Below are 20,901 nucleotides of genomic sequence, written 5' to 3'. Positions count from 1 at the left end.
ATGCAAAAAAGGCTTGTGTCGGGTCGGGGCTTTCGGTAAATTCCCGTCCCGCAGACATCGGTGTGTAGCGCAGCTTGGTAGCGCACTTCGTTCGGGACGAAGGGGTCGGAGGTTCGAATCCTCTCACACCGACCAAATTTAACAAGGGCTTAGCTTCGGCTAGGCCCTTGTGCTTTTCCGGTCCCTCAGTTCTGTGGGGCATTTGTGGGGCATTTTGATTTGCCGCCCTGCTTACCACATCTGTAATTGCCAGTTCTTGGCTCCTCATCAGCAGTTTCCCCTTTCAGGGAAACGTGCTAACTATTTCCTTTCATACAGATTACCCGACCTTGCTATGGGCCTCATATGGGAAATCTGCTTCAGTGTCTTTGAATATCAAGATTCGACGGCTGGAAAAGGATCACCAGATATGAATAGCCAGGCGCAGCAATGTCAGGGTTTTTACCAGACTCTCTTTGCTGGATATGCTCAGCAGCTTGCCCCATTCGCCGCACTTGATGAGTGCCTTCACGACTTTCTGGATCAACGTCCGAGCGGCAAATTCACAACTCGCAATCGTGCTGCCGGACTAGCTGCCGCATCCTTTTGGTGGGAGCCAGTCAATCTTGAAGGTGTTCAACTGGCAAGCTTGGCACTGGGACGTATTTTGCATTTTGAGGATGCTATTAGCATTGCGCTGCTGGATCATCTGGCCGCTCGTCATCCAGATGTATTGCGTTGGGCAATTCGCTACTCGAAGCTTTTTACGCGCACCGATTCAGTGCTCTGGCTGCATCTCCGAGACAATCTCGTCAGCAAGGATTGGTGCGAATTTTTCGGCGTCTGTGATCGCTTACTTGAGCAACTCGAACCATTCGACGAAGCAATTGCACTTGCTGAGTCCCACCTGAAGTCGCTTTCGCTACTAGAGCTGCTTTCCTATTTGAGCGTGACCGCTTATGGGCAACTTGGTGCCGCTAAGGGTAGAGACAGTACTGCGGGAGATTGGGATGTCTATGATCGGATTATCGCGCACAAATTGCTGAATTGCTCTGAGCGTGATTTTCAACTGACAGAGGAAGCTCTTGGCCGCTCTCTCAAGCGTCATTTGTCGCCAATCCTGTTTCCACAGTCAGGTGTGGGGCGAGAGAGTGTTGCCAACCTCGAATCGGTCGCCTTACTTATTGCCGCCATGCGTGAGCGAATCGACTACGAGAATTCCATCAATTGGTTTTGTTTTGACAGTGATTGCGCTTACCAGCTCAAGCCGGGACAACCAGTCATCTTCAACAAAACCGATCTGGGCTCACTACGCTGGCAGCGTACCGAGCGTAAAAGCAAGTTGCTTTGGCACTACTGGATGTACCGCGCGATTGAGCAATTCGCAGCTTCGGATATGGCTGGCAAAATCATCGGGAGACCGGAAAACCACGAGGCGAATCAGCTTGCTTATATAAAAACCATCCGCAGTCAGCTTTACCTACAGACGATATTCGGTCTGGGTGAGCGGGTCAGACTGAACGACGGAGCGGAGGTAACCCTGCACCACGCGATATTAGCCAGTGAGCTGACGACAGTGTTTTTTGAGCAGGCGTTTCTTCAGCCTTTTCTTCGCTATATGGGCGAATCTGGTGTAGCAGCGAAAGCACTGGGGCAATTAGCTCTCGAAGGGCTTGTACAAGGTGAGAATCGCTTTCCTATCACCTGGTCGGAACCGAAAGATAAGATCCGTCGTATTTGTGGTTGGACCGTCAGCCCTGAGCATCCCAAGGGCGACACCGAAGCGGCCAGTGCCATCCTGAAGTTCTGGACCAGTGATCTGCAGGCTCTATCCGCACAGATGAGGCAAGCACCAAGCATGCCGTCACCACGACTGTACGAGCGGCCGTTCTACAAGATTGGCCGCTACAGTTTTCAGTTCCCCTGGGTTGCCGGTCAACAGAACAATCTGACCGCTGCGGTGAATAACCTGCGTCGTGTTGAACAACGCAGGCCAGCTTTGCGCAGCGAAACGGAGCGTATTGAACATACCCTTGCCGAAGTACTAAGGCAGAGGGGATTCCGCGTCGTCGTGGGCTACGAACCGCCATTGAGTGATGAGCGCGATGCTGGCGAAGTGAACCTGATCTGTCACTTGGATGGGGTCGTGTTGCTGCTGGAGGTCAAGTCTGGCTTCATTCGTTCAACTCCTCATGAAGTCTGGCTGCATCGAACCAATACCCTGCGCAAGGCGGCAAAGCAGTTAAAGCGCAAGCAACCGGTTGTGCTTCAAGCCCTGCAAAATGACCAAGGATTGCGTTCAGCTCTATTGCTGAGTGATGTCAATCCTCTGCCAGCCCTGCATGCCTGGGTTGTGGATACGTCGATTGAATTTGATGGTGAGGTTGTCGATGGGTTCCACGTCGTCTCCCGCGAGATCATGGAGATCGCTTTGCGCGATGAACCGCATTATCTGCGGGAGTTTGAAGAGATGGATGAGGCTGAGGCTGTGAATGAGGTAGAGACTCTGTATGCCGACGGATTCAGTGCGCAAGCTCTTGTTAGGTTGATCGAGTCCGATGGGGTCTGGAGTGATGTGCTGTAGAACGTGACAAGTAGGTTTGCGGAATTCATGAGGTGTGGGGCGCCACATTTTGGCTATCTGCTTGGCAATAAAGCAGTAGCCGTGGGCATTAAAAGGGCCACCGCTCGGTGGCCCATCGGTGGAGTCTGATCCTGACTCCGGCACTCTAGATTGTGGCAATCTCGCTATGGGTCTTGTCTATGGTGCCCTCCTTGCGCGCCAGGCGCTTACTCAGATATGCCAGTGCTGATGCCGCAAAGCCTTGAAACTGTGTTGAGGCAGCAAGGCCGCGTGCTTGGGGTACTCACTAATGAAATGTTCTATTCCCTCCATCAGTTGTGCACGTAATGAAATCACGGGCTCATGCCAGGCTTGCAGGCATAGATGGCCGGGGATCAACTGCTCCTGATAATCTTCCAGCAGCTGTTCTGGCCAGGGTTCAATACCGGAATTGCGTTGCAGCAAATAGTGGGCGGCGGGTTCACGGGCATAAATGAACTGAATTTGGGCCAGATCGCGTTGGCATAGCGTTTGACTGTTGATATGACAGGTCAAATATTTTCCCGTTTTCAGATCCAGAAAGTGACCGCGTTGCCGACAGGGAACGATGCGATACCAAGGCAGGGGTGAGGAGAGAGAATACCCCTCAAGCTCCTGTTCCAACCAGTGGCGACACTCGGGTGTCTGCACCTCGTCGAGCATGGACTCGAGCTGTGTCAACAAGGCTCTGGATGGTTTGATGGCCAGTTTCGCACTCATCGCCTGCAATCCTCCCTCTGCACACAATCCCGACTATCAGTATGGACCTTGTTCGGCCAGAGGGGGTAAGGAATCTAATGATTAAAATTGGATTAGCCGCGTGGTTTTTATGCACTAACTTGGTTCAACCCACCAGATAGGTTCCGGTGCCGAAGGCGATGTGGGTGCCCTCTTCGTTGTGCAGCTCCATCCGGGCGACGGCCACCTTGCTGCCCGCCCGGATGATGTGGGCGGTGGCGATAAACTCGTTGCCGCGCCCTGGGCGCAGGTAGTCCACCCGCAGATCTATGGTGCCGAGGCGAGCGAAACGCTCCTTGAGATAGCTGGGGGAGAACTCCTCCAGCTCGTCGATGCAGGAGGCCGCGACTATCATGCCGCCCGCCACATCCAGCAGCGTGGCGGTGACACCGCCGTGCAGGATGTTGTGGAAAGGGTTGCCGATCAGCTTCTCGTCCATCTTGATACGCAGCTCCACCTTGTCGAAGTCGTAGTGGGTCACCTGCATGCCGATCAGTTTGTTGAAGGGCATCTTCTCGGCAAACAGGTTGGCAATGCCACTGAGCGCCATCTTCTTGAGCATCTGTTTCATTCTCTGATCCCAATCCTTGTCATCAAAGCCGAGTAAAAACTCCAGCCAGTCTGCAACAGTTTCTTAACAGTCGCAATGGCAGGTTTATTGTGGGCGGCGGCTGCTTTAGAATGGCGACCCCAAAGGAGAGCCCATGACCGCGATTGCCGAAACCCTGCCAGATCCTCAGCCAGAGAGTCCGCTTGCCCTGCTGCAGGCGGTCTTCGGCTATCAGCAGTTTCGGCCGGGTCAGCTCGAGATCATCGAGCAGATCGTCGCGGGGCGCGATGCGCTGGTGCTCAAGCCCACCGGTGGCGGCAAGTCGCTCTGTTACCAGATCCCGGCACTGCTGCGGCCCGGGCTCGGTGTGGTGGTCTCTCCCCTTATTTCGCTGATGAAGGATCAGGTCGACAGCCTGCGCGCCAACGGTGTAGCGGCGGTCTACATCAACTCGGCCCTCAGTCGGGAGGAGATGATCCAGAACTTCGCCGCCATGCGCCGCGGCGAGATCAAGCTGGTCTATGTCTCCCCCGAGCGACTGTTGCAGCACGAGTTTATGGATCGGCTGGCCGAGCTGCCGCTCGGGCTGTTCGCCATCGACGAGGCGCACTGTGTCTCCCAGTGGGGCCACGATTTCCGGCCTGAGTATGCGGCACTGGGGCGGCTAAAACAGTGGTTCCCGCAGGTGCCGGTGGTGGCGCTAACTGCGACTGCCGACGAGGCGACCCGCAGCGACATGCTGCATCGGTTGGAACTGAGCGATCCCTTCATTCACACTGCCAGCTTCGATCGCCCCAATATCCGTTACAGCCTGGTGGAGAAGTTCAAGGCGGCCGAGCAGTTGCTGCGTTACGTGCAGAGCCAGAAGGGCAACTGCGGCATCGTCTACTGCTCCAGCCGCAACCGGGTAGAGGAGGTGGCCGAGCGGCTATCCCGCCACGGCTGCAAGGCCGCGCCCTATCATGCGGGGCTGCCGCTCGAGCAGCGCCAGCAGACCCAGGATGCCTTCCTCAAGGATGACATCGAGATTGTGGTGGCGACGGTGGCGTTCGGTATGGGCATCGACAAGCCCAACGTGCGCTTCGTGGTGCACTACGATATCCCGAAGAACATCGAATCCTACTATCAGGAGACCGGCCGCGCCGGGCGCGATGGCACCCCCGCCGAGGCGCTGCTGCTCTACGATCCCGCCGATATCGGCCGGGTGCGCCGCCTGCTCGACAACATCGAGAATCCCCAGCAGTTGCAGGTGGAGCAATACAAGCTCAACGTGATGGCGGCGTTTGCCGAGGCGCAAACCTGCCGCCGTCAGGTGCTGCTCAACTACTTCGGCGAGTACAACGACAAGCCGTGCGGCAACTGCGATATCTGTCTCGATCCGCCCAAAAGTTATGACGGCACCGAAGATGCCCAGAAGGCGCTCTCCTGCGTCTGGCGGGTGGGGCAGAATTTCGGGGTGGGTTATGTAGTGGAGGTGCTGCGCGGTTCCCTCAACCAGCGCATCAAGGATCACGGCCACGACAAGCTCTCGACCTACGGCATCGGCAAGGATCAGAGCCATGAATACTGGATGAGCGTGATCCGCCAGCTGATCCACAAGGGGCTGCTGACCCAGAACATCACTCGCAATCTGGTGTTGCAGCTGACCGAAGCGGCCCGCCCCGTGCTGCGTGGTGAGGTTAAGCTGGAGCTGGCGGTGCCCCGCCTGCAGCCTATCTCCAGCCGCAAGGAGAAGCGCAACGGCCTGCTCGACAACGCCAACTACGACAAACGGCTGTTCAAGGAGCTGCGCGGCCTGCGCAAGCAAATTGCCGAGGATGAAGAGGTGCCGCCCTACGTGGTGTTCAACGATGCGACCCTGGTGGAGATGGCTCAGCTGATGCCGATGACCGAAGACGAGATGCTGGCTATCAACGGTGTCGGGCACCGCAAGCTGGAACGCTTCGGTGAAGCCTTTATGGATCTGATCATCGACTACTGCCGTCGTTAGGGTCGATTAGGCAGCCTAATCGACCACGGCAAGCACGGCTCGGAAGAACCTGGGTCAGACGCGAGGTTATTTCAGGCTGGCGTAGAAGGCCGCCAGATTGTCGATATCCGCATCGGTCAGCGGCGCCATGAAGGGGTCCATCAAGGGCTCTTTGCGAGTGCCATCCTTGAACGCTTTCAACTGTTTCACCAGATAGGCGGCATTCTGACCCGCCAGATGGGGATAGTTGGGGATCATCGCTTTGCCTTCCACGCCGTGACAGGCGGCACAGACCGCCGCCTTGGCTTTGCCGGCTTCAATATCGGCAGCCTTGGCCTGATGACCCCACGCCAGTGCCAGCAAGGGCAGGGCATATACCCATTTTTGCATCTTCTTCTCCTTGAATTGAAAAATGATGGTCGCCAGTTAGCGCAAGCATGGCTGACGGCAGTATAAAGAGTGACACGAGCATACGCAGGGACGAATGGCACAACCATGAAGTTGATCAACACTTTTGCGACCGAGCTGCCTTGGGCCTGTGAACCCGTGGCCCCCCAGCCGCTGCAGCAACCCCGGTTGCTTCATCTCAACCGGACTTTACTGGATGAGCTGGGATTTGGAGGCGTCAGCGAGGCTGACTGGATCGCCTGTTGTGGCGAGGGAAAAGTGCTGCCCGGTATGCAGCCGGTAGCTCAGGTCTATGCGGGCCATCAGTTCGGGGGTTATAGCCCCCGGCTTGGGGATGGCCGCGCGCTGCTATTGGGTGAGCAGCAGGCGCCTGATGGTCAGCGCTGGGATCTGCACCTGAAGGGTGCAGGAAAGACGCCGTTTTCCCGCTTTGGCGACGGCCGCGCCGTGCTGCGCTCCAGCATCCGCGAATATCTCGCCTCCGAGGCGCTCCATGCTCTCGGCATCCCGACCACCCGTGCGCTGGTATTAGTGGGGAGTCAGGAGCCCGTTTATCGCGAGCAGGTTGAGACAGGGGCGACCGTGCTGCGTACCGCCCCCAGTCATCTGCGCTTCGGCCATATCGAGTATTTCGCCTGGAGCGGGCAGGGAGAGAAGATCCCGCCACTCATCGACTATCTGCTGCGCCACCACTTCCCCGAGCTGGAGAGTGGCGCCGAACTGTTTGCCGAAGTGGTGCGCCGCACCGCGCGGTTGATTGCCAAATGGCAGGCTGCGGGGTTCTGTCACGGGGTGATGAACACCGACAACATGTCGCTGCTCGGCCTGACGCTGGATTACGGGCCATACGGCTTTATCGATGCCTATGTGCCAGATTTTGTCTGCAACCACTCGGACCCTGCGGGCCGCTACGCGCTGGATCAGCAGCCCGCGGTCGGTTACTGGAATCTGCAAAAACTGGCACAGGCACTGGCGGGGCATGTAGACGGTGATGTGCTGGCTGCAGCGTTGGCCCAGTACGAGCAGCAGCTGATGTTGCACTACTCCGAGCTGATGCGGGCCAAACTCGGACTGGCGGTGTGGGAGGAGGATGACCCGGCGTTGTTCCGCGAGCTGTTCCGGTTGCTGGCGGCTAACAAAGTGGATTACCACCTGTTCCTTCGCCGTCTCGGTGAGGTAACGCAAGAGGGGGCGTGGCCTGCATCTCTGCTGGCCCTGTTGCCTGAACCAGTGGGTTGGCAGGCGTGGCTGGAACGCTATCGGGCACGGCTAATGCGCGAAGGCAGCGAGGATGCCGTGCGTAAGGCGCAGATGGATGCCATCAACCCCAAGTATGTGCTGCGCAATGCGCTGGCCCAGCAGGTGATCGACGCCGCCGACACAGGGGATATGCAGCCGTTCGAGCGGCTGTTCGCCGCCTTGCTGCGCCCCTATGATGAACAACCCGAATATGAGGATCTCGCCACCCCGACTCCGGCATGGTATTGCGGTGGTGAGCTCTCCTGCAGCAGCTGAGAGATTGGGCATGAGTTGGCAAATCAAACAGGTAGATAGCGAAGCTGGCGTAGTGACGCTGGATTGTCCGGCGCTCGACTGGGACATGTTTCCGCTGTTGGCGCAGGCCTTGCTGCGAGAGTGGGAGCTGCAGCCGCTCGAGCAGGATGCGGGGGCCGACCGCCATTGCTGGTTGCTGGAGTTTGAAGGGAGCCAGTTTCGGCTGGAGTACGAACATTACAGCGGCTGCTGGCTGGAGGCGGTGCGCCCGGCGGATCGGGAGGCGCTGCTCTGGCTCGCCAGACAGCACAAGGTGTGACTATCGCCCGCAAGGCCTGCTCTGCCGCTGACCAACCTGGACAAGCGTAATCGCATAAAGATTGAACTATCGGTTTGGGGGCGTATAATCTCGCCCCTCGATTATCGCCAATGGTGGCGATATGGGTTCCCTAACCCCATTAACCAAAAAGGTCACAAGATGAATCTGACCCCTGCGCAGTACCAAACGGCGCTCGTTCGCCTGTCGTTGTTCCACATCCTGATCATTGCCAGCAGCAACTATTTGGTGCAGCTGCCGATCACCGTGTTTGGCTTCCATACTACCTGGGGTGCGTTCAGCTTCCCGTTTATCTTCCTCGCCACTGACCTGACGGTGCGGATCTTCGGTGCCGGTCTGGCACGCAAGATTATCCAGACCGTGATGCTACCAGCGCTGGCGGTCTCCTATGCGCTCTCCGTGCTCTTCTTCGAAGGGAGCTTTCAGGGCGTTGGTCATCTGGCTGAATTCAACCTGTTCGTGGCTCGTATCGCGCTGGCCAGCTTTATGGCCTATCTGGTAGGGCAGTTCATGGATGTGGTGGTGTTCAACCGCCTGCGTCTGCTCAAGCAGTGGTGGATTGCACCTGCGGCCTCCACCCTGTTCGGTAATCTGGTCGATACCATCGCTTTCTTCAGTGTGGCCTTCTGGCGCACCACAGATCCTTTCATGGCAGAGCACTGGGTCGAGATCGCAACCGTCGATTACGTATTCAAGTTGCTGATAAGCCTTGGTTTGTTCGTGCCGCTCTACGGTGTCTTGTTGCGCTACCTCAGCCGCAAGCTGGTGGGCGAGGCCGGATTATCCAGCCTGCAAACGGCCACCCGGCAAGCCTGACCAGATTGACCACCCTTCGCGGTGGTCAATTTTTTTGCACTTTCTGCAAATAGCGCTTGCCTAGTTAAATGAGAATGATTATTGTTAACTTGTTTTCCGGGAAAGACTTCATTCGTTCCAACGTGATGGACTTCTTGTGAAGGCACGACATTGCTCACATTGCTTCCAGTTAAGGGCCAGTTTATCTGGCCCTCTTTTTTTGTCATTTTTCAGCAAGTTGCAGGCATAAAAAACGGGAGCCAAGGCTCCCGTCGTCACGCTGTCTGTGGCTTACTCGATATCGAGTGCCTCGGGGGAGAGGATCACCCCTGTGGTATCGGCGTAGAGGTGGTCATCAGGCAGGAAGGTAACGCCACCGAAGTTGACCGGCAGATCGGTCTCCCCTACATCCTTGCTGTCGGCACCGACCGGAATGGCTGCCAGTGCCTGAATGCCGATATCCAGATCTTCCAGAATATCGACTTCGCGGACGCAGCCGTAGCAGACAATCCCTTCCCAATCGTTCTCTGCTGCTGTTGTGGCGATGTCGCTGTCGATCAGAGCGCGGCGCATGGAGCCACCGCCATCGATCAGCAAGACGCGTCCCAGTCCGTTCTCTTTGACGAGTTCACGGATAAGACCATTCGATTCGAAGCATTTGACGGTGGTGATGACGCCGCCGAAAGAGGCGCGGCCGCCGAAGGAGCAGAGCATGGGTTCAAGCACATCCACCATGTCCTGATAGATGTCGCACAGTTCAGAAGTATTGTATTCCATAGTGTCAAATCCACGGCTGGAAACAGGTGCAACCAGTATAAGGAGTGGGTGTGGCATTTCAATGAATATTCCTTGCACAGATCACCTGTCGCCGCTTTTCTGCATAAGCTCAATGCAGTTCACTGCCAGTTTGCGAGAGGTCCATCGTGCTTATCCGTCATAAGTTGATCCTGAATACCGTGCTGGTTGCCGTTGCCATGCTGGTACTGAGCGGCCTGTTTATCTACTCCAGCCAGGTGCACCGTCACTTGACCGAAGCCCAGCGCAATATCGACCAGCTGGAGATCGCCATGCTTAACTTGCGGCGGGCCGAGAAGGATTTTCTGATCCGCAAGGATATGACCTTCGTCGAGCGCTTCAATCAGGGGCTGTCAGATTTTCACCAGCACAATCGGGAGCTGGTGACCGATGACAATCTGGCGGCTGTCGAGGGGGAGCTGACCAGACTGGATCAGCAGATCAGCGGTTATGGCAAAGCCTTCAACGATCTGGTGGCCCAGCAGCAGAAGATTGGTCTGGGGCCGGAGGAGGGGCTCTATGGCAAGCTGCGGGCGGCGGTGCATGAGGTGGAGAATGGGCTCAAGCAGCTGGATCAGCAGGGGCTGCTCATCACCATGCTGCAGCTGAGGCGGGCGGAGAAAGACTTCATGCTGCGCTCCGATATCCAGTATCTGGAGCGTTTTGAAACCTTGCACAAGAGTTTTCAGGATAGCCTTGCCACCTTGCCGGAGGGGGATCGTGGCAAGCTGGAACAGGCCAGCAAGCAGTACCGGCAGGACTTTGTGGCGCTGGTGCAGGGGATGCAGGTACTGGGGCTGAAAGAGGATGAAGGGCTGCGCAACCAGATGCGGGATCTGGTGCATCAGACCGAACAGGGGTTTGCCGCCGTCGATCAGCACATTGTCGCTGAGCTGGAGCGGCAGAGCGCTCGTCTCAACAGCCTGATGCTGGTCTGTGGCGGTGTGATTGTGGTGCTGATCGGCATCATGAGCGTGTTGCTGGGGCGCAGCATCGACCGTCCCATTACTCAGGTGAATGATACCGTCAACCGCATTCGTCAGGATAATGACCTGCGCCTGAAGATAGAGCTGCGCGGGGCCGATGAAATGGCCCAGCTGGCAGGCAATCTCGACGTGATGCTGGGCGGGTTTCGCAACCTGATTGGCGATGTGAAGCAGAGCGTGCACACCCTGACCGAAGCGGCGGATCACCTCTCGGCCAACGTCAAACGCACCAGTGAAGGGGCGGCGCGCCAGCTACAGGAGACCGACATGGTGGCGACCGCGTCCACCGAGATGGGCTCCACCATCGAAGAGATCGCCCGCAACACCGAGCAGGCGGCCAACAATGCGCAGGCGACCAACAACAAGGCGATGGAGGGGCGGGCTGCGGTCGAGAATACTGTCGAGCAGATCCGCTCGCTGGCGGGCAATCTGGAGAGCTCATCTCGCGAGGTGAGCCAGCTGCAAAAAGAGAGCGAGACCATCGGCTCCGTGCTTGACGTGATCCGTGGCATTGCCGAGCAGACCAACCTGCTGGCCCTCAACGCGGCTATAGAAGCAGCCAGGGCAGGGGATCAGGGGCGCGGCTTTGCGGTGGTGGCCGATGAGGTGCGTAATCTGGCCATCCGTACCCAGAAATCGACCCAGGAGATTGCCGGCATCATCAGCTCGCTGCAGAAACAGACCGGCAGCATCGTCGAGGTGATGGCAACCTGCCGCGAGCAGGGCAACCGCAGCTCGGATCAGGCCAGTACTGCAGGGGAGTTGCTGGGGCAGATCACTCAGGATGTTACCAACATCATGGACATGAGCACCCAGATTGCCGCAGCCATCGAACAGCAGAGTCTGGTGGCCAACGAGGTGAACCGCAACGTCAACAACATCCGCGACATCGCCCAGGAGTCGAGCATCATGGCGGAGGAAAATGCGAGATCCAGCGAGGGCCTCAACGAGCAGGCCCAGCTGCTCAACAAGGCGGTGGCAAAATATCGGGTTTAGTGAGCGGACTGGCATCCTTGTGAGGTTTTTGCACCAGAGTGGCAATGATTTGATCGTAATGGCTGTTATTGGGGAAATTCGCTCATATAATCGCCGCCACTATGATGATTCGGAAGGATTCGATGGCAAAGTTGCTGGTGGCCGTATTCGGGCTGCTCTGTTCCTGTCTGGTGTTGGCAGGATCGGCGCCTCAGGCTACCCCACTCAAGCCCGGTATGGAGCCGCTACTCAGCTGGTTCAACGGGGCCTTTACGAGCCGGGAGCAGGCCAGTTACGACAGCCGCTTTACCAGTGCCGAGCTGCGCCTGATGGAGATCTGGCCCGGCTATCAGGGCTATCGCTGGGTCTATGCCGAGCAGTACCTGAGTCTGCGCTCCGTCCGTCCTTTTCGCCAGCGCATCTATCGCTTCTCACCCGCCCCTGACGGGCGGATCCTGATGGCAGAACTGACCATGCCCCGGGCTACCGATTTTGCCGGTGCCTGGCATGATCCTGCCCTGCTCGACAGTCTGACCCCGCAGCAGCTCTCCTTGCGCCACGGTTGCGAGATCTGGCTGACACGCACTCCCTCCGGCGAATATGCCGGCCACACCCGGGTGGGCCACTGCTCTACCGATTTTGGTGGTGCCACGACGCTGGTGCAGCATATCTGGATTCGCCCCGACAGCGTCAGACTGCTGGATCGCGCCTATGACAACGCAGGGAGTCCGCGCTGGGGTAGCCCGGGTGAGGGGTATGTCTATTTGCGTCGTTCCAAAGGGTTTGGCCAGTAGGGGAGAGTGCGTCTGGCTGCGGGAACATGAAGGATGAAAAACAGGGATCGTAAAAAAGGCGCCCATTGGGCGCCTTTTTCAGAATTCTTCAGAAGTAAAATTACTTCTTGGTGGTCATCGCACCGAAACGCTTGTTGAACTTGTCTACGCGGCCGCCGCTAGAAACTTCTTTCTGCTTGCCGGTGTAGAACGGGTGGCACTCGGAGCACACGTCCAAGTTCAGATCTTTACCGATGGTAGAGAAAGTGTTGATGACGTTACCGCAAGAGCACTTGGCGGTGATGGCTACGTAGTCAGGATGGATACCAGCTTTCATGGACAACCTCAATTAATAGGCCGTGTCGCCATCCGATCTCTTGTCGGACACCACACGATTGTTGAACACAGTTTCAAAGGCTGCGAATAATATAGGAAATGCCTGAGATCAGGCAAGTGGCTTCGCAGAAAAAATAGGCAACCCCTGGTGAATTCTTCCCAAACGCTGGATCTGGTTCGTGTCGCTGTCCCGGTACCGTTACGCCGTCACTTCGACTATCTCTCTCCCCTGCCGTTACCTGCCCCCGGTTGCCGGGTCGAGATCCCTTTCGGTCCCCAGACCCTGGTCGGGCTGGTGGTGGATCATCCGGCTGACAGCCAGGTGCCCCGCAACAAGCTCAAGCCCATCAAACGGGTATTGGACACGGCTCCGGTGCTGGGGCCGGATATTCTGGCGCTGATGAACTGGAGCGCCAGCTACTACCAGCATCCGCTGGGGGAAGTGCTGCCTCACGCCCTGCCAGTGCTGGTGCGCAAGGGGGAGCCTGCCGCTTATCGTGAACTGGAGTTCTGGTTTGCCACCGAGGCAGGCATGGCCATCGACCTTAACGAGCTCAAGCGGGCGGCCAAGCAGCAGCAAGCGCTCGCCCTGCTGCGCAAAGGGTCGCAGACCCCCTCCGCCCTCAAGCAGGAGGAGATCCAGAGCGCCGCTCTCACCGCGCTGGAGAAGAAGGGGCTGCTGGAGAAGCGCTCGCTGGAGCCAAGCCATGACGGCGAGTGGGCTACCCGTTTCGAGCCGGGGGAGGGGCTGCGCCTCAACGGCGAACAGGCACTGGCCGTCTCCGCCGTTACCAGCCAGAGCGACAAGTTCGGTGCCTTCCTGCTGGATGGCATCACAGGTTCCGGCAAGACCGAGGTCTACCTGAGCATCCTCGAGCCGTTGCTCAAGGCGGGCAAGCAGGCGCTGGTGATGGTGCCGGAGATCGGCCTCACCCCACAGACCATCAACCGCTTCCGTCGCCGCTTCAACGTGCCTGTGGTGGCGATGAACTCCGCCATGAACGACAGGGAGCGGCTCGATGCCTGGCTCGCCTGTCGAGACGGCGCCGCCGCCATCCTGATCGGCACTCGCTCTGCGGTGTTCACCCCGTTTCACAACCTCGGCATCATTATCATCGACGAGGAGCACGACGGCTCCTTCAAGCAGCAGGACGGTTTTCGCTACCACGCGCGGGATCTGGCGGTGATGCGGGCCCATCGTGCCGGTATTCCCATTTTGCTTGGCTCGGCTACCCCGTCGCTGGAGACATTGCACAACGCCCGCACCGGCAAGTATCACCATCTCACCCTGACTCGCCGTGCCGGCAATGCCCAGACCGCCCGTCAGGTGATCCTGGATATCAAGAACGTGCGGCTGCAGGCCGGGCTCTCTCCCCAGCTGGAGCAGCTGATGGCAGAGCATCTGGCGGCGGGCAATCAGGTGATGCTGTTTCTCAACCGCCGTGGCTATGCCCCGGCTCTGATCTGCCACCAGTGCGGCTGGAGCGCCGCCTGTGAGCGCTGTGATGCCTGGTACACCTGGCATCAGGCCGGGCGACGGCTGCACTGCCACCACTGTGACAGCGTGCGCCCGTTGCCCCACCACTGCCCCGAGTGTGGCAGCAACGAACTGATCGGATCGGGAGTCGGCACCGAGCAGCTGGAACAGCTGCTCACCACGGTTTTCCCGCAATATCCGGTAGTACGCATCGATCGGGACAACACCCGCCGCAAGGGGGAGCTGGAGACCCATCTCGGCGACATCAAGGCGGGCAAGTACAAGATCCTGATCGGCACCCAGATGCTGGCCAAGGGCCACCACTTCCCGGATGTGACCTTGGTGGGTCTGCTGGATGTGGATGGCGCCCTGTTCAGCGCCGATTTTCGCGCCGCCGAGAAACTGGCCCAGCTCTACACCCAGGTGGCGGGCCGCGCCGGTCGCGCCAGCAAACCCGGGCTGGTAGTGCTGCAGAGCCACCATCCCGAGCACGCCCTGCTGCAGGATCTGACCCAGAATGGCTACGGCCACTTCGCCGATACGGCGCTGAAAGAGCGCCGCCTGCTGGGGCTGCCGCCGTTCAGCTATCAGGGGCTGTTTCGGGCCGAGGCCAACGGCCGTGACGAGGTGCAACTGTTCCTCTCTCGCCTCGCCGATACTCTGCGCAGCGCCCGCTATCCCCACGTTCAGGTGCTGGGGCCCATCAGCGGCTTTATGGAGCGCAAGGCGGGCAAGTTCCGCATGCAGTTGCTGGTGCAGGGGCCGAACCGGGCACCGCTGGCCCAACTGCTGGATTGGGCGGTGAAGGAGCTGGAAGGCTGGCCGGAAACCAAAAAGGTGCGCTGGAGTCTGGATATCGACCCCACCGAGCTGAGTTGATGGTGGCACCGGAGCCGGTCGCTGGCAGTTATCGTCAGCGACCGATGGGTGATTGCATTTCAAGGCTCAGACCCGCAGATCGATCTGCTGCACCCAGCCTCCTTTACCCTGTTCGGTGAGATAGAGGCCGGATTGGCGCAGCACCCCCTGATTGCCGCTCTCCCCCAGATGGTTGAAGGGGGTGTCGAGGGGGCGCAGCAGGATGGCGCCGATCCCCAGTTCGACCAGTGCGATAGGTGCGTGCTCCGGATGCCAGAACTGCAGGGCTGAAAACTGGCTATCCCCCTCATCCAGCACCCCGTTGCCATCCTCATCCAGGGTTGCCAGCTCGCCAAAACCGTTGCCGGAGCGAGCACCAAACAGCTCGCTCCCATCGTCTATGGTGCCGTTGCCATTGCGATCCAGCGCCACAAAGCCGCTGCCTTCACTCAAGCCCGGCAGGCTATCCTCTTTGCCATCCTGATCAATATCGAAAGTGACCCGTGCCTCGGTCAGATCGGCAATCTTGCCATCCAGACTGAGCACCAGCGGATCTTTGAGGGCATTGAGGGTGGTGCGCCGCTGGCTCACCTCCAGCTCGCGCCAGTCGAGCACAAAGCCGAGATCGAGCTGAATAGTCTGACTATCCCGAGTCGCTACGCTGGCCGATGCCACCACGTTGAGCTGCTCCTGTTGCAGCAGGCTGTCGGTTACTTCCACCAGTTGATCCGGCTCGGCGGCTTGAGCCGCGGCGTCTCCTTGGGTCACCCCTTCGCCCCCCTCTTCGGTGGGCTTGATCGGCTTGGGCAGCTCGATTTCGTGGCCCAGCATTGCCTCGATCATCAGCTTGATCAGCCGCTGGCGGTTATCCAGTCCATCGTCGGGAATACCATCCTGCTCTTTGCCGACGTCCGCTGCGGGCGGGGCGGGAGGTGTTGTCGCTTGCTGGCTGGCGGCGGATTGCCTTGCGGTTTGCAGCGTCAGGGCGCTGGTGAGGGTCAGGGTGCTGCTGCGTTCGCCGGCCGCTGCCGTGTTGTTGCCCTCCGGTGGATTGACGGCGGGTGGCACTGGCCCGAGGTTGCGCACCTTGCGGCTCTGGACCTGTTGTTGCCGGTATTGCACCTCCCCCTGGAGGTCGTAGTGATCGATGCGCATACGTTCGCCCTCGGCGCTATACATCTGGTCTGTTATCGACCAGCGAATGAGCAGGGCTTAACACCAAATCGGACTAATCAGGGAGGTGGTTAGTACTAGGTTGCAAGGTGGTGGCGTGGCAGGATGATGGGCATGCGGGTGCTGGTCCGTTTGCCCAAGCGCAGGGCGCAACATGTGAAGAGGAAGAGAGGATGAGAAATTGTCTGGTGATGGGAGCGGCAGGTTATATCGGTTCCTATCTGGTGCCCCACCTGCAAACGCTGGGCTACAGGGTGATTGCCGGGGCGCGCCGTCCTTGCCGCTTGCCTGAGGGGGTGGAGTTTCGCCTCGCCGACAGCCTCAAGCCGATCACACTGCTGCCTGCGCTGGCGAACGTAGACACAGTCTTCTATCTGGTGCATGCCATGGGGGCGGGGGCAGATTTTCACCGGTTGGAGCAGCAGGGGGTAAAGAACTTCGCTGCGGCGGCCCGCGCCGCCGGGGTGCGCCGCATCATCTATCTCGGGGCAATCCAGCCCGAGCAGTGCAACAGCCGTCATCTCAACTCCCGCCGCCACTGTGGCGAGCTGTTTCGTGACTCCGGCGTACCGACGGTGGAGCTGCGTGCCGGCATCATCATCGGGCCAGGGTCAGCGGCGTTCGAGGTGATGCGGGATCTGGTGTTCAACCTGCCGATGATGGTGACGCCCAAATGGGTGCGCTCGCGCACGCCGCCGATTGCGCTGTCCAACCTGTTGCACTATCTGGGCGGGCTGGTGGAAGCCGACGAGGTGGATGGCCGCATTTTCAATGCGGTCGGCCCCGAGCTGCTCAGCTATCAGCAGCAGTTGCAGAAGTTCGCCGCCCATATCGGCAAGCGCTGCCCCATCATTCCCATCCCGTTTCTGAGTCCGCGCCTCTCCGCCTGGTGGCTGCAGTTTGTCACCTCGGTGCCGCAGCCGGTGGCCAAGGCGCTGGTGGGAGGTCTCAAGCACGATATCCCGGCCGACGACGGCCCACTGCGTGCCCTGCTGCCCCAGACTCTGCTCAGCTTCGACGAGGCGCTGGCGGAGAGTCTGGCGCTGGAGCAGAAGCTGGGTGCCGAACAGCAGGGGCAGGAGACCCCCCTCGGCCTGCGCTGGCGCCATCCCGAATATGGTTTTTACGATCGCACCGCCAGCGGCGAGGCTATCTGCCTCGCCTCTCCCGAGGTGGTGTGGCAGGTGTTGCAGCAGCTGGGGGGGGAGCAGCGCTACTTCTACATGAACCAGCTGTGGGTGGTGCGCGAATGGATGGATCACCTGATCGGCGGCCCGGCCCGCACCCGTGGCCGCACCAATCCGGATCGCTTCGTGAAGGGGGACATGCTCGACTCCTGGCAGATCCTCGGGGTGGATGAGGGGCGCAGGCTCGATCTCTTGTTCAACATGAAGGCCCCGGGCGTCGGGCGGCTGGAGTTCAACATCCTGCCGGAGGAGTCCGGGTTGACCCGCATCCGGGTCACCGCTCACTGGCACCCGCAGGGCGCCTGGGGGCTGGCCTACTGGCTCGCCATGCTGCCGTTCCACCTCTTTATCTTTCAGGGGATGACCGAGGCCATCGCCCGTCAGGCCGAGGCGAGGGCAGGTATCCCGGTGATGGATTAACCCTCTTCACATCATTCCCGCTGATAGAGAGCCCCGTTCGGGGCACTTTTTATGCGGCGGCCATGCCCGGTTATGGCAGATAGTGGTAGGCGTCTCATGGCAAAGGCTGGCATCATGCCGCGGTCTTGTTTACCGCGGATAGATAATCAGTCAGAAAAAGAAGGGATTATGAAGAAAAAACCGTCAATTTTGGGGGGCGCCTGCATCATTGCCAGCGTCTGCGTGGGAGCCGGCATGCTCGGTCTGCCGAGTTCGGGGGCGGGGGCGTGGACCCTATGGTCGGTGCTGGCGCTGACCGTCACCATGGTGATGATGACCCTCTCCGGCTCGATGCTGCTGGAATCCTTCCAGCACCACGATATGCGGGTCTCCTTCAATACCGTGACTCGCGAGCTGCTGGGGGAGAAGCTCAATCTCCTCAACAACCTCTCGGTCTACTTTGTTGGCGGCATTCTGCTCTACGCCTATATCACCTCCTCCGGTGCCATCCTGCAGGGGATACTGGGGATCGACAGCAAGCTCGCATCCGTGCTGTTTGTGGCGCTCTTCTCTGCGGTGGTGTGGCACTCGACCCGCGCCGTTGACCGCATCTCTGTGGTGCTGATCGCCTTCATGATCCTTAGTTTCGCCCTCGGTGTGGCCGGTCTGCTCGGCAGTATCAAGCTGCCGACCCTGCTCGATCTGGCGGGCAGCGAGAGTCGCTACGCCCCTTATGCCATGGCGATGCTGCCGGTGGCGCTCACCTCGTTCGGCTATCACCACTCGGTGGCCTCCCTGCGTGCCTACTACCAGAACGAGCAGCAGGCCAGATGGGCCATTCTGGGGGGAACCCTGATCGCGCTGGCGCTCTACGTGCTCTGGCTGCTGGGGATCTTCGGCAACCTTCCCCGTCAGGATTTTGCTCCCGTGATTGCCAAGGGGGGGGACGTGAGTGTGCTGCTCTCCGCGCTTTCAGGGGTGATCGAATCGGAGAAGGTGGCCAGCGCCATCAACGGCTTCTCCATGGCGGCCATTCTCTCCTCCTTTATCGGGGTGGGGCTCGGGGTGTTCGACTATCTGGCTGATCTATTCAAGTTCGACAACAGCCGCGCCGGTCGCAGCAAGACCTGGGCGGTCACCTTCCTGCCGCCGCTGGTACTTTCCCTGCTCTTCCCGTTCGGCTTCCTGCTGGCCATCGGCTATGCCGGTGCCGCCGCCACCATCTGGACCTGCATCATCCCGGCATTGCTGGTGCTGCGCACCCGGGCGCGGGCCGAGCGGGGCGAAGTGACCCCCCACTTCGTCACCCCTGGCGGCAAGCTGATGGCCTGGCTGCTGATCCTGTTCGGATTGGCGACCGCGCTGTTCCACTTCCTGTCGATGGCAAATCTGTTGCCGGTCTATCTGGGCAACTGAGTCAGGTCTACAGTTCTGACAGAAAGGGCGGCAAGGCCAACTTGCCGCCCTTTTTGCGCCATTTTTACCCCACGCAGCAGGATCTATAACTAAAGTGGTAGGTGAGGGTGGGGTAAGGTGCTGAAATAACTGGTCTGATCTGGTTTATGGCAGCATGATCTGCTGGGCATGCCCACCGCTTTCTTTTATGATTCCCGCCCTTCTGCGTGCCCCCTGTCGGCACCTCATTTGCACCAACCACATCGGGGTCCCCCATGTCCGATCTGCGTCAAGAAGCACTCGATTACCACGCCCAGCCCGTACCGGGCAAAATTGCCATCGCCCTGACCAAGCCTGCCGAAACCGCCCGTGATCTGGCGCTGGCCTACAGCCCGGGTGTTGCCGAGCCGGTGCGCGAGATCGCCGCCAACCCGGCCGATGCCTACCGCTATACCGGCAAGGGCAACCTGGTGGCCGTCATCTCCAACGGCACCGCCATTCTGGGGCTGGGTAATCTGGGGCCGCTGGCCTCCAAGCCGGTGATGGAGGGCAAGGCCCTGCTGTTCAAGCGCTTTGCCGGTATCGACGCCATCGACATCGAGGTGAAGCACGAGACCAGCCAGCAGTTCATCGACACGGTAGCGGCTATCGCCGATACCTTCGGTGGCATCAATCTGGAAGATATCAAGGCGCCGGAGTGTTTCGAGATTGAAGAGGCGCTGATCGCGCGCTGCGACATACCGGTGTTCCACGATGATCAGCATGGTACCGCCATCGTCACCGCCGCCGGTCTGCTCAACGCGCTGGAAGTGCAGGGCAAGCAGATCAGTGACAGCTGCATCGTCTGCATGGGGGCGGGGGCTGCCGCCACCGCCTGCATGGATCTGCTGATCAAGTGTGGCGCCAGAGCGCACAACATCTTCATGCTGGATCGTCAGGGTGTTATCCACACCGGCCGCAGCGATCTCAACAAGTACAAGCAGCGCTTCGCCAACGAGACCCCGCTGCGCACCCTGATGGATGTCATCGAAGGGGCGGATGTGTTTGTCGGTGTTTCCGGCCCAGATGTGTTGCCCGCCGAAGCGGTCGCCCTGATGGCGCCCAACCCGGTGATCTTCGCCTGCTCCAACCCGGACCCGGAGATCAAGCCGGCGCTGGCCCACGGAGTGCGCAGCGACCTCATCATGGGCACCGGCCGTTCCGACTACCCGAACCAGATCAACAACGTGCTCTGCTTCCCCTTCATCTTCCGCGGTGCCCTCGACGCCCGTGCCAGCCGCATCAACGATGCCATGAAGATTGCTGCGGTCGAGGCGATCCGCGCGCTGGCCAAGGAGCCGGTGCCGGCCGAGGTGATGACCGCCGCCGGGGTCAGCGAGCTCGCCTTCGGCAAGGATTACGTCATTCCCAAGCCGATGGATGCCCGTCTGCTGCCGCGGGTTGCCCGCGCCGTGGCGCTGGCAGCGGTGGCCTCCGGCGTCGCCCGCATCGAGCTGCCCGCGGACTACATGCTGTAATCCGGCATTGCAAACGGCCCCACGATGGGGCCGTTTTTATTTCTGCTTCTGGCGACAGCCAGAGACGCCAGTCGGGTGACAGGTTGGGGCAGATGGAGGCAAATCGGGTGCAAAGGTGGTCAAACAGCGCTCTCCTCTGACACAATATTGCCACTATG

The 20,901-nt window shown here is 59.4% G+C and carries 17 protein-coding genes and 1 tRNA gene; 12 read left to right on the top strand and 6 right to left on the bottom strand.

Annotation, left to right across the window (positions count from 1 at the left end; translation table 11 throughout):
- The first annotated feature begins 58 nt into the window (after positions 1–58).
- Positions 59–135: transfer RNA gene (locus ACTG2S_RS00715), tRNA-Pro, on the top strand.
- Between the two features lie 199 nt (positions 136–334).
- Positions 335–2,563 carry an NERD domain-containing protein gene (locus tag ACTG2S_RS00710; RefSeq protein WP_439981851.1) on the top strand — a complete coding sequence of 743 codons (2,229 nt, stop codon included), beginning with the start codon at positions 335–337 and terminating at the stop codon, positions 2,561–2,563.
- A 210-nt stretch (positions 2,564–2,773) separates the two neighbouring features.
- On the opposite strand, the gene ACTG2S_RS00705 is transcribed toward ACTG2S_RS00710, so the two are convergent.
- Both ACTG2S_RS00705 and ACTG2S_RS00700 read right to left on the bottom strand, forming a co-directional pair.
- Positions 2,774–3,301 (bottom strand): AbiTii domain-containing protein, encoded by a 528-nt coding sequence (locus ACTG2S_RS00705; RefSeq protein WP_005356927.1) that lies wholly within the window; start codon positions 3,299–3,301, stop codon positions 2,774–2,776.
- Positions 3,302–3,425: 124 nt separating this feature from the next.
- On the bottom strand, positions 3,426–3,890 hold the full coding sequence (locus tag ACTG2S_RS00700; protein WP_005355465.1) for a thioesterase family protein: 465 nt from the start codon (positions 3,888–3,890) through the stop codon (positions 3,426–3,428).
- 133 nt (positions 3,891–4,023) lie between these two features.
- On the opposite strand from ACTG2S_RS00700, the gene recQ reads away from it, so the two are divergent.
- Complete coding sequence (recQ, locus tag ACTG2S_RS00695) at positions 4,024–5,859, top strand: ATP-dependent DNA helicase RecQ (protein WP_139710577.1); 1,836 nt, start codon at positions 4,024–4,026, stop codon at positions 5,857–5,859.
- Between the two features lie 66 nt (positions 5,860–5,925).
- On the opposite strand, the gene ACTG2S_RS00690 is transcribed toward recQ, so the two are convergent.
- Positions 5,926–6,228 carry a c-type cytochrome gene (locus ACTG2S_RS00690; protein WP_005340687.1) on the bottom strand — a complete coding sequence of 101 codons (303 nt, stop codon included), beginning with the start codon at positions 6,226–6,228 and terminating at the stop codon, positions 5,926–5,928.
- Between the two features lie 105 nt (positions 6,229–6,333).
- Here ACTG2S_RS00690 and ACTG2S_RS00685 point away from each other — a divergent pair, with 105 nt between their 5' ends.
- The 3 genes from ACTG2S_RS00685 (at position 6,334) to ACTG2S_RS00675 (ending at position 8,893) form a co-directional block, all read left to right on the top strand.
- Complete coding sequence (locus ACTG2S_RS00685) at positions 6,334–7,761, top strand: protein adenylyltransferase SelO (RefSeq protein WP_274160912.1); 1,428 nt, start codon at positions 6,334–6,336, stop codon at positions 7,759–7,761.
- 10 nt (positions 7,762–7,771) lie between these two features.
- On the top strand, positions 7,772–8,059 hold the full coding sequence (locus tag ACTG2S_RS00680; RefSeq protein WP_047436467.1) for a DUF3630 family protein: 288 nt from the start codon (positions 7,772–7,774) through the stop codon (positions 8,057–8,059).
- A gap of 159 nt (positions 8,060–8,218) precedes the next feature.
- Positions 8,219–8,893, top strand: a complete 675-nt coding sequence (locus ACTG2S_RS00675; protein ID WP_005340680.1) for a 7-cyano-7-deazaguanine/7-aminomethyl-7-deazaguanine transporter — start codon at positions 8,219–8,221, stop codon at positions 8,891–8,893.
- Between the two features lie 270 nt (positions 8,894–9,163).
- On the opposite strand, the gene rraA is transcribed toward ACTG2S_RS00675, so the two are convergent.
- The gene (rraA, locus tag ACTG2S_RS00670; RefSeq protein WP_005340678.1) at positions 9,164–9,649 is read right to left on the bottom strand and encodes a ribonuclease E activity regulator RraA; all 486 of its coding nucleotides are present in this window, start codon (positions 9,647–9,649) and stop codon (positions 9,164–9,166) included.
- Between the two features lie 146 nt (positions 9,650–9,795).
- On the opposite strand from rraA, the gene ACTG2S_RS00665 reads away from it, so the two are divergent.
- Entirely contained in the window at positions 9,796–11,649 is a 1,854-nt protein-coding gene (locus ACTG2S_RS00665; RefSeq protein ID WP_106844219.1) for a methyl-accepting chemotaxis protein, read from the top strand.
- A gap of 122 nt (positions 11,650–11,771) precedes the next feature.
- The gene (locus ACTG2S_RS00660) at positions 11,772–12,422 is read left to right on the top strand and encodes a chromophore lyase CpcT/CpeT (RefSeq protein ID WP_439981848.1); all 651 of its coding nucleotides are present in this window, start codon (positions 11,772–11,774) and stop codon (positions 12,420–12,422) included.
- Between the two features lie 100 nt (positions 12,423–12,522).
- On the opposite strand, the gene rpmE is transcribed toward ACTG2S_RS00660, so the two are convergent.
- Positions 12,523–12,738 carry a 50S ribosomal protein L31 gene (gene rpmE, locus ACTG2S_RS00655; protein ID WP_005340673.1) on the bottom strand — a complete coding sequence of 72 codons (216 nt, stop codon included), beginning with the start codon at positions 12,736–12,738 and terminating at the stop codon, positions 12,523–12,525.
- A 147-nt stretch (positions 12,739–12,885) separates the two neighbouring features.
- Here rpmE and priA point away from each other — a divergent pair, with 147 nt between their 5' ends.
- Positions 12,886–15,093 carry a primosomal protein N' gene (gene priA / locus ACTG2S_RS00650; protein WP_368172007.1) on the top strand — a complete coding sequence of 736 codons (2,208 nt, stop codon included), beginning with the start codon at positions 12,886–12,888 and terminating at the stop codon, positions 15,091–15,093.
- Between the two features lie 66 nt (positions 15,094–15,159).
- On the opposite strand, the gene ACTG2S_RS00645 is transcribed toward priA, so the two are convergent.
- Complete coding sequence (locus ACTG2S_RS00645) at positions 15,160–16,251, bottom strand: hypothetical protein (RefSeq protein WP_439981846.1); 1,092 nt, start codon at positions 16,249–16,251, stop codon at positions 15,160–15,162.
- Positions 16,252–16,418: 167 nt separating this feature from the next.
- Here ACTG2S_RS00645 and ACTG2S_RS00640 point away from each other — a divergent pair, with 167 nt between their 5' ends.
- The 3 genes from ACTG2S_RS00640 (at position 16,419) to ACTG2S_RS00630 (ending at position 20,743) form a co-directional block, all read left to right on the top strand.
- On the top strand, positions 16,419–17,852 hold the full coding sequence (locus ACTG2S_RS00640) for a DUF2867 domain-containing protein (protein ID WP_439981844.1): 1,434 nt from the start codon (positions 16,419–16,421) through the stop codon (positions 17,850–17,852).
- A gap of 168 nt (positions 17,853–18,020) precedes the next feature.
- Positions 18,021–19,247: an aromatic amino acid transporter gene (locus tag ACTG2S_RS00635; protein WP_439971424.1), complete on the top strand. Its 1,227-nt coding sequence runs from the start codon at positions 18,021–18,023 to the stop codon at positions 19,245–19,247.
- A gap of 254 nt (positions 19,248–19,501) precedes the next feature.
- Positions 19,502–20,743, top strand: a complete 1,242-nt coding sequence (locus tag ACTG2S_RS00630) for a malic enzyme-like NAD(P)-binding protein (RefSeq protein ID WP_151287327.1) — start codon at positions 19,502–19,504, stop codon at positions 20,741–20,743.
- The last annotated feature ends 158 nt before the right edge of the window (positions 20,744–20,901 follow it).

The organism is Aeromonas sp. 82P (assembly GCF_051919365.1).
GTDB classification, from domain to species: Bacteria; Pseudomonadota; Gammaproteobacteria; order Enterobacterales; family Aeromonadaceae; genus Aeromonas; species Aeromonas veronii.
This window is presented reverse-complemented; position numbering and strand designations above follow the sequence as displayed.

What these genes read in the sequence shown, in the direction of transcription:
- ACTG2S_RS00710 (WP_439981851.1), top strand. Translation starts at nt 335, where the DNA reads ATGGGCCTCATATGGGAAATCTGCTTCAGTGTCTTTGAATATCAAGAT.
- ACTG2S_RS00705 (WP_005356927.1), bottom strand. Translation starts at nt 3,301, where the DNA reads ATGAGTGCGAAACTGGCCATCAAACCATCCAGAGCCTTGTTGACACAG.
- ACTG2S_RS00700 (WP_005355465.1), bottom strand. Translation starts at nt 3,890, where the DNA reads ATGAAACAGATGCTCAAGAAGATGGCGCTCAGTGGCATTGCCAACCTG.
- recQ (WP_139710577.1), top strand. Translation starts at nt 4,024, where the DNA reads ATGACCGCGATTGCCGAAACCCTGCCAGATCCTCAGCCAGAGAGTCCG.
- ACTG2S_RS00690 (WP_005340687.1), bottom strand. Translation starts at nt 6,228, where the DNA reads ATGCAAAAATGGGTATATGCCCTGCCCTTGCTGGCACTGGCGTGGGGT.
- ACTG2S_RS00685 (WP_274160912.1), top strand. Translation starts at nt 6,334, where the DNA reads ATGAAGTTGATCAACACTTTTGCGACCGAGCTGCCTTGGGCCTGTGAA.
- ACTG2S_RS00680 (WP_047436467.1), top strand. Translation starts at nt 7,772, where the DNA reads ATGAGTTGGCAAATCAAACAGGTAGATAGCGAAGCTGGCGTAGTGACG.
- ACTG2S_RS00675 (WP_005340680.1), top strand. Translation starts at nt 8,219, where the DNA reads ATGAATCTGACCCCTGCGCAGTACCAAACGGCGCTCGTTCGCCTGTCG.
- rraA (WP_005340678.1), bottom strand. Translation starts at nt 9,649, where the DNA reads ATGGAATACAATACTTCTGAACTGTGCGACATCTATCAGGACATGGTG.
- ACTG2S_RS00660 (WP_439981848.1), top strand. Translation starts at nt 11,772, where the DNA reads ATGGCAAAGTTGCTGGTGGCCGTATTCGGGCTGCTCTGTTCCTGTCTG.
- rpmE (WP_005340673.1), bottom strand. Translation starts at nt 12,738, where the DNA reads ATGAAAGCTGGTATCCATCCTGACTACGTAGCCATCACCGCCAAGTGC.
- ACTG2S_RS00645 (WP_439981846.1), bottom strand. Translation starts at nt 16,251, where the DNA reads ATGTATAGCGCCGAGGGCGAACGTATGCGCATCGATCACTACGACCTC.
- ACTG2S_RS00640 (WP_439981844.1), top strand. Translation starts at nt 16,419, where the DNA reads ATGAGAAATTGTCTGGTGATGGGAGCGGCAGGTTATATCGGTTCCTAT.
- ACTG2S_RS00635 (WP_439971424.1), top strand. Translation starts at nt 18,021, where the DNA reads ATGAAGAAAAAACCGTCAATTTTGGGGGGCGCCTGCATCATTGCCAGC.
- ACTG2S_RS00630 (WP_151287327.1), top strand. Translation starts at nt 19,502, where the DNA reads ATGTCCGATCTGCGTCAAGAAGCACTCGATTACCACGCCCAGCCCGTA.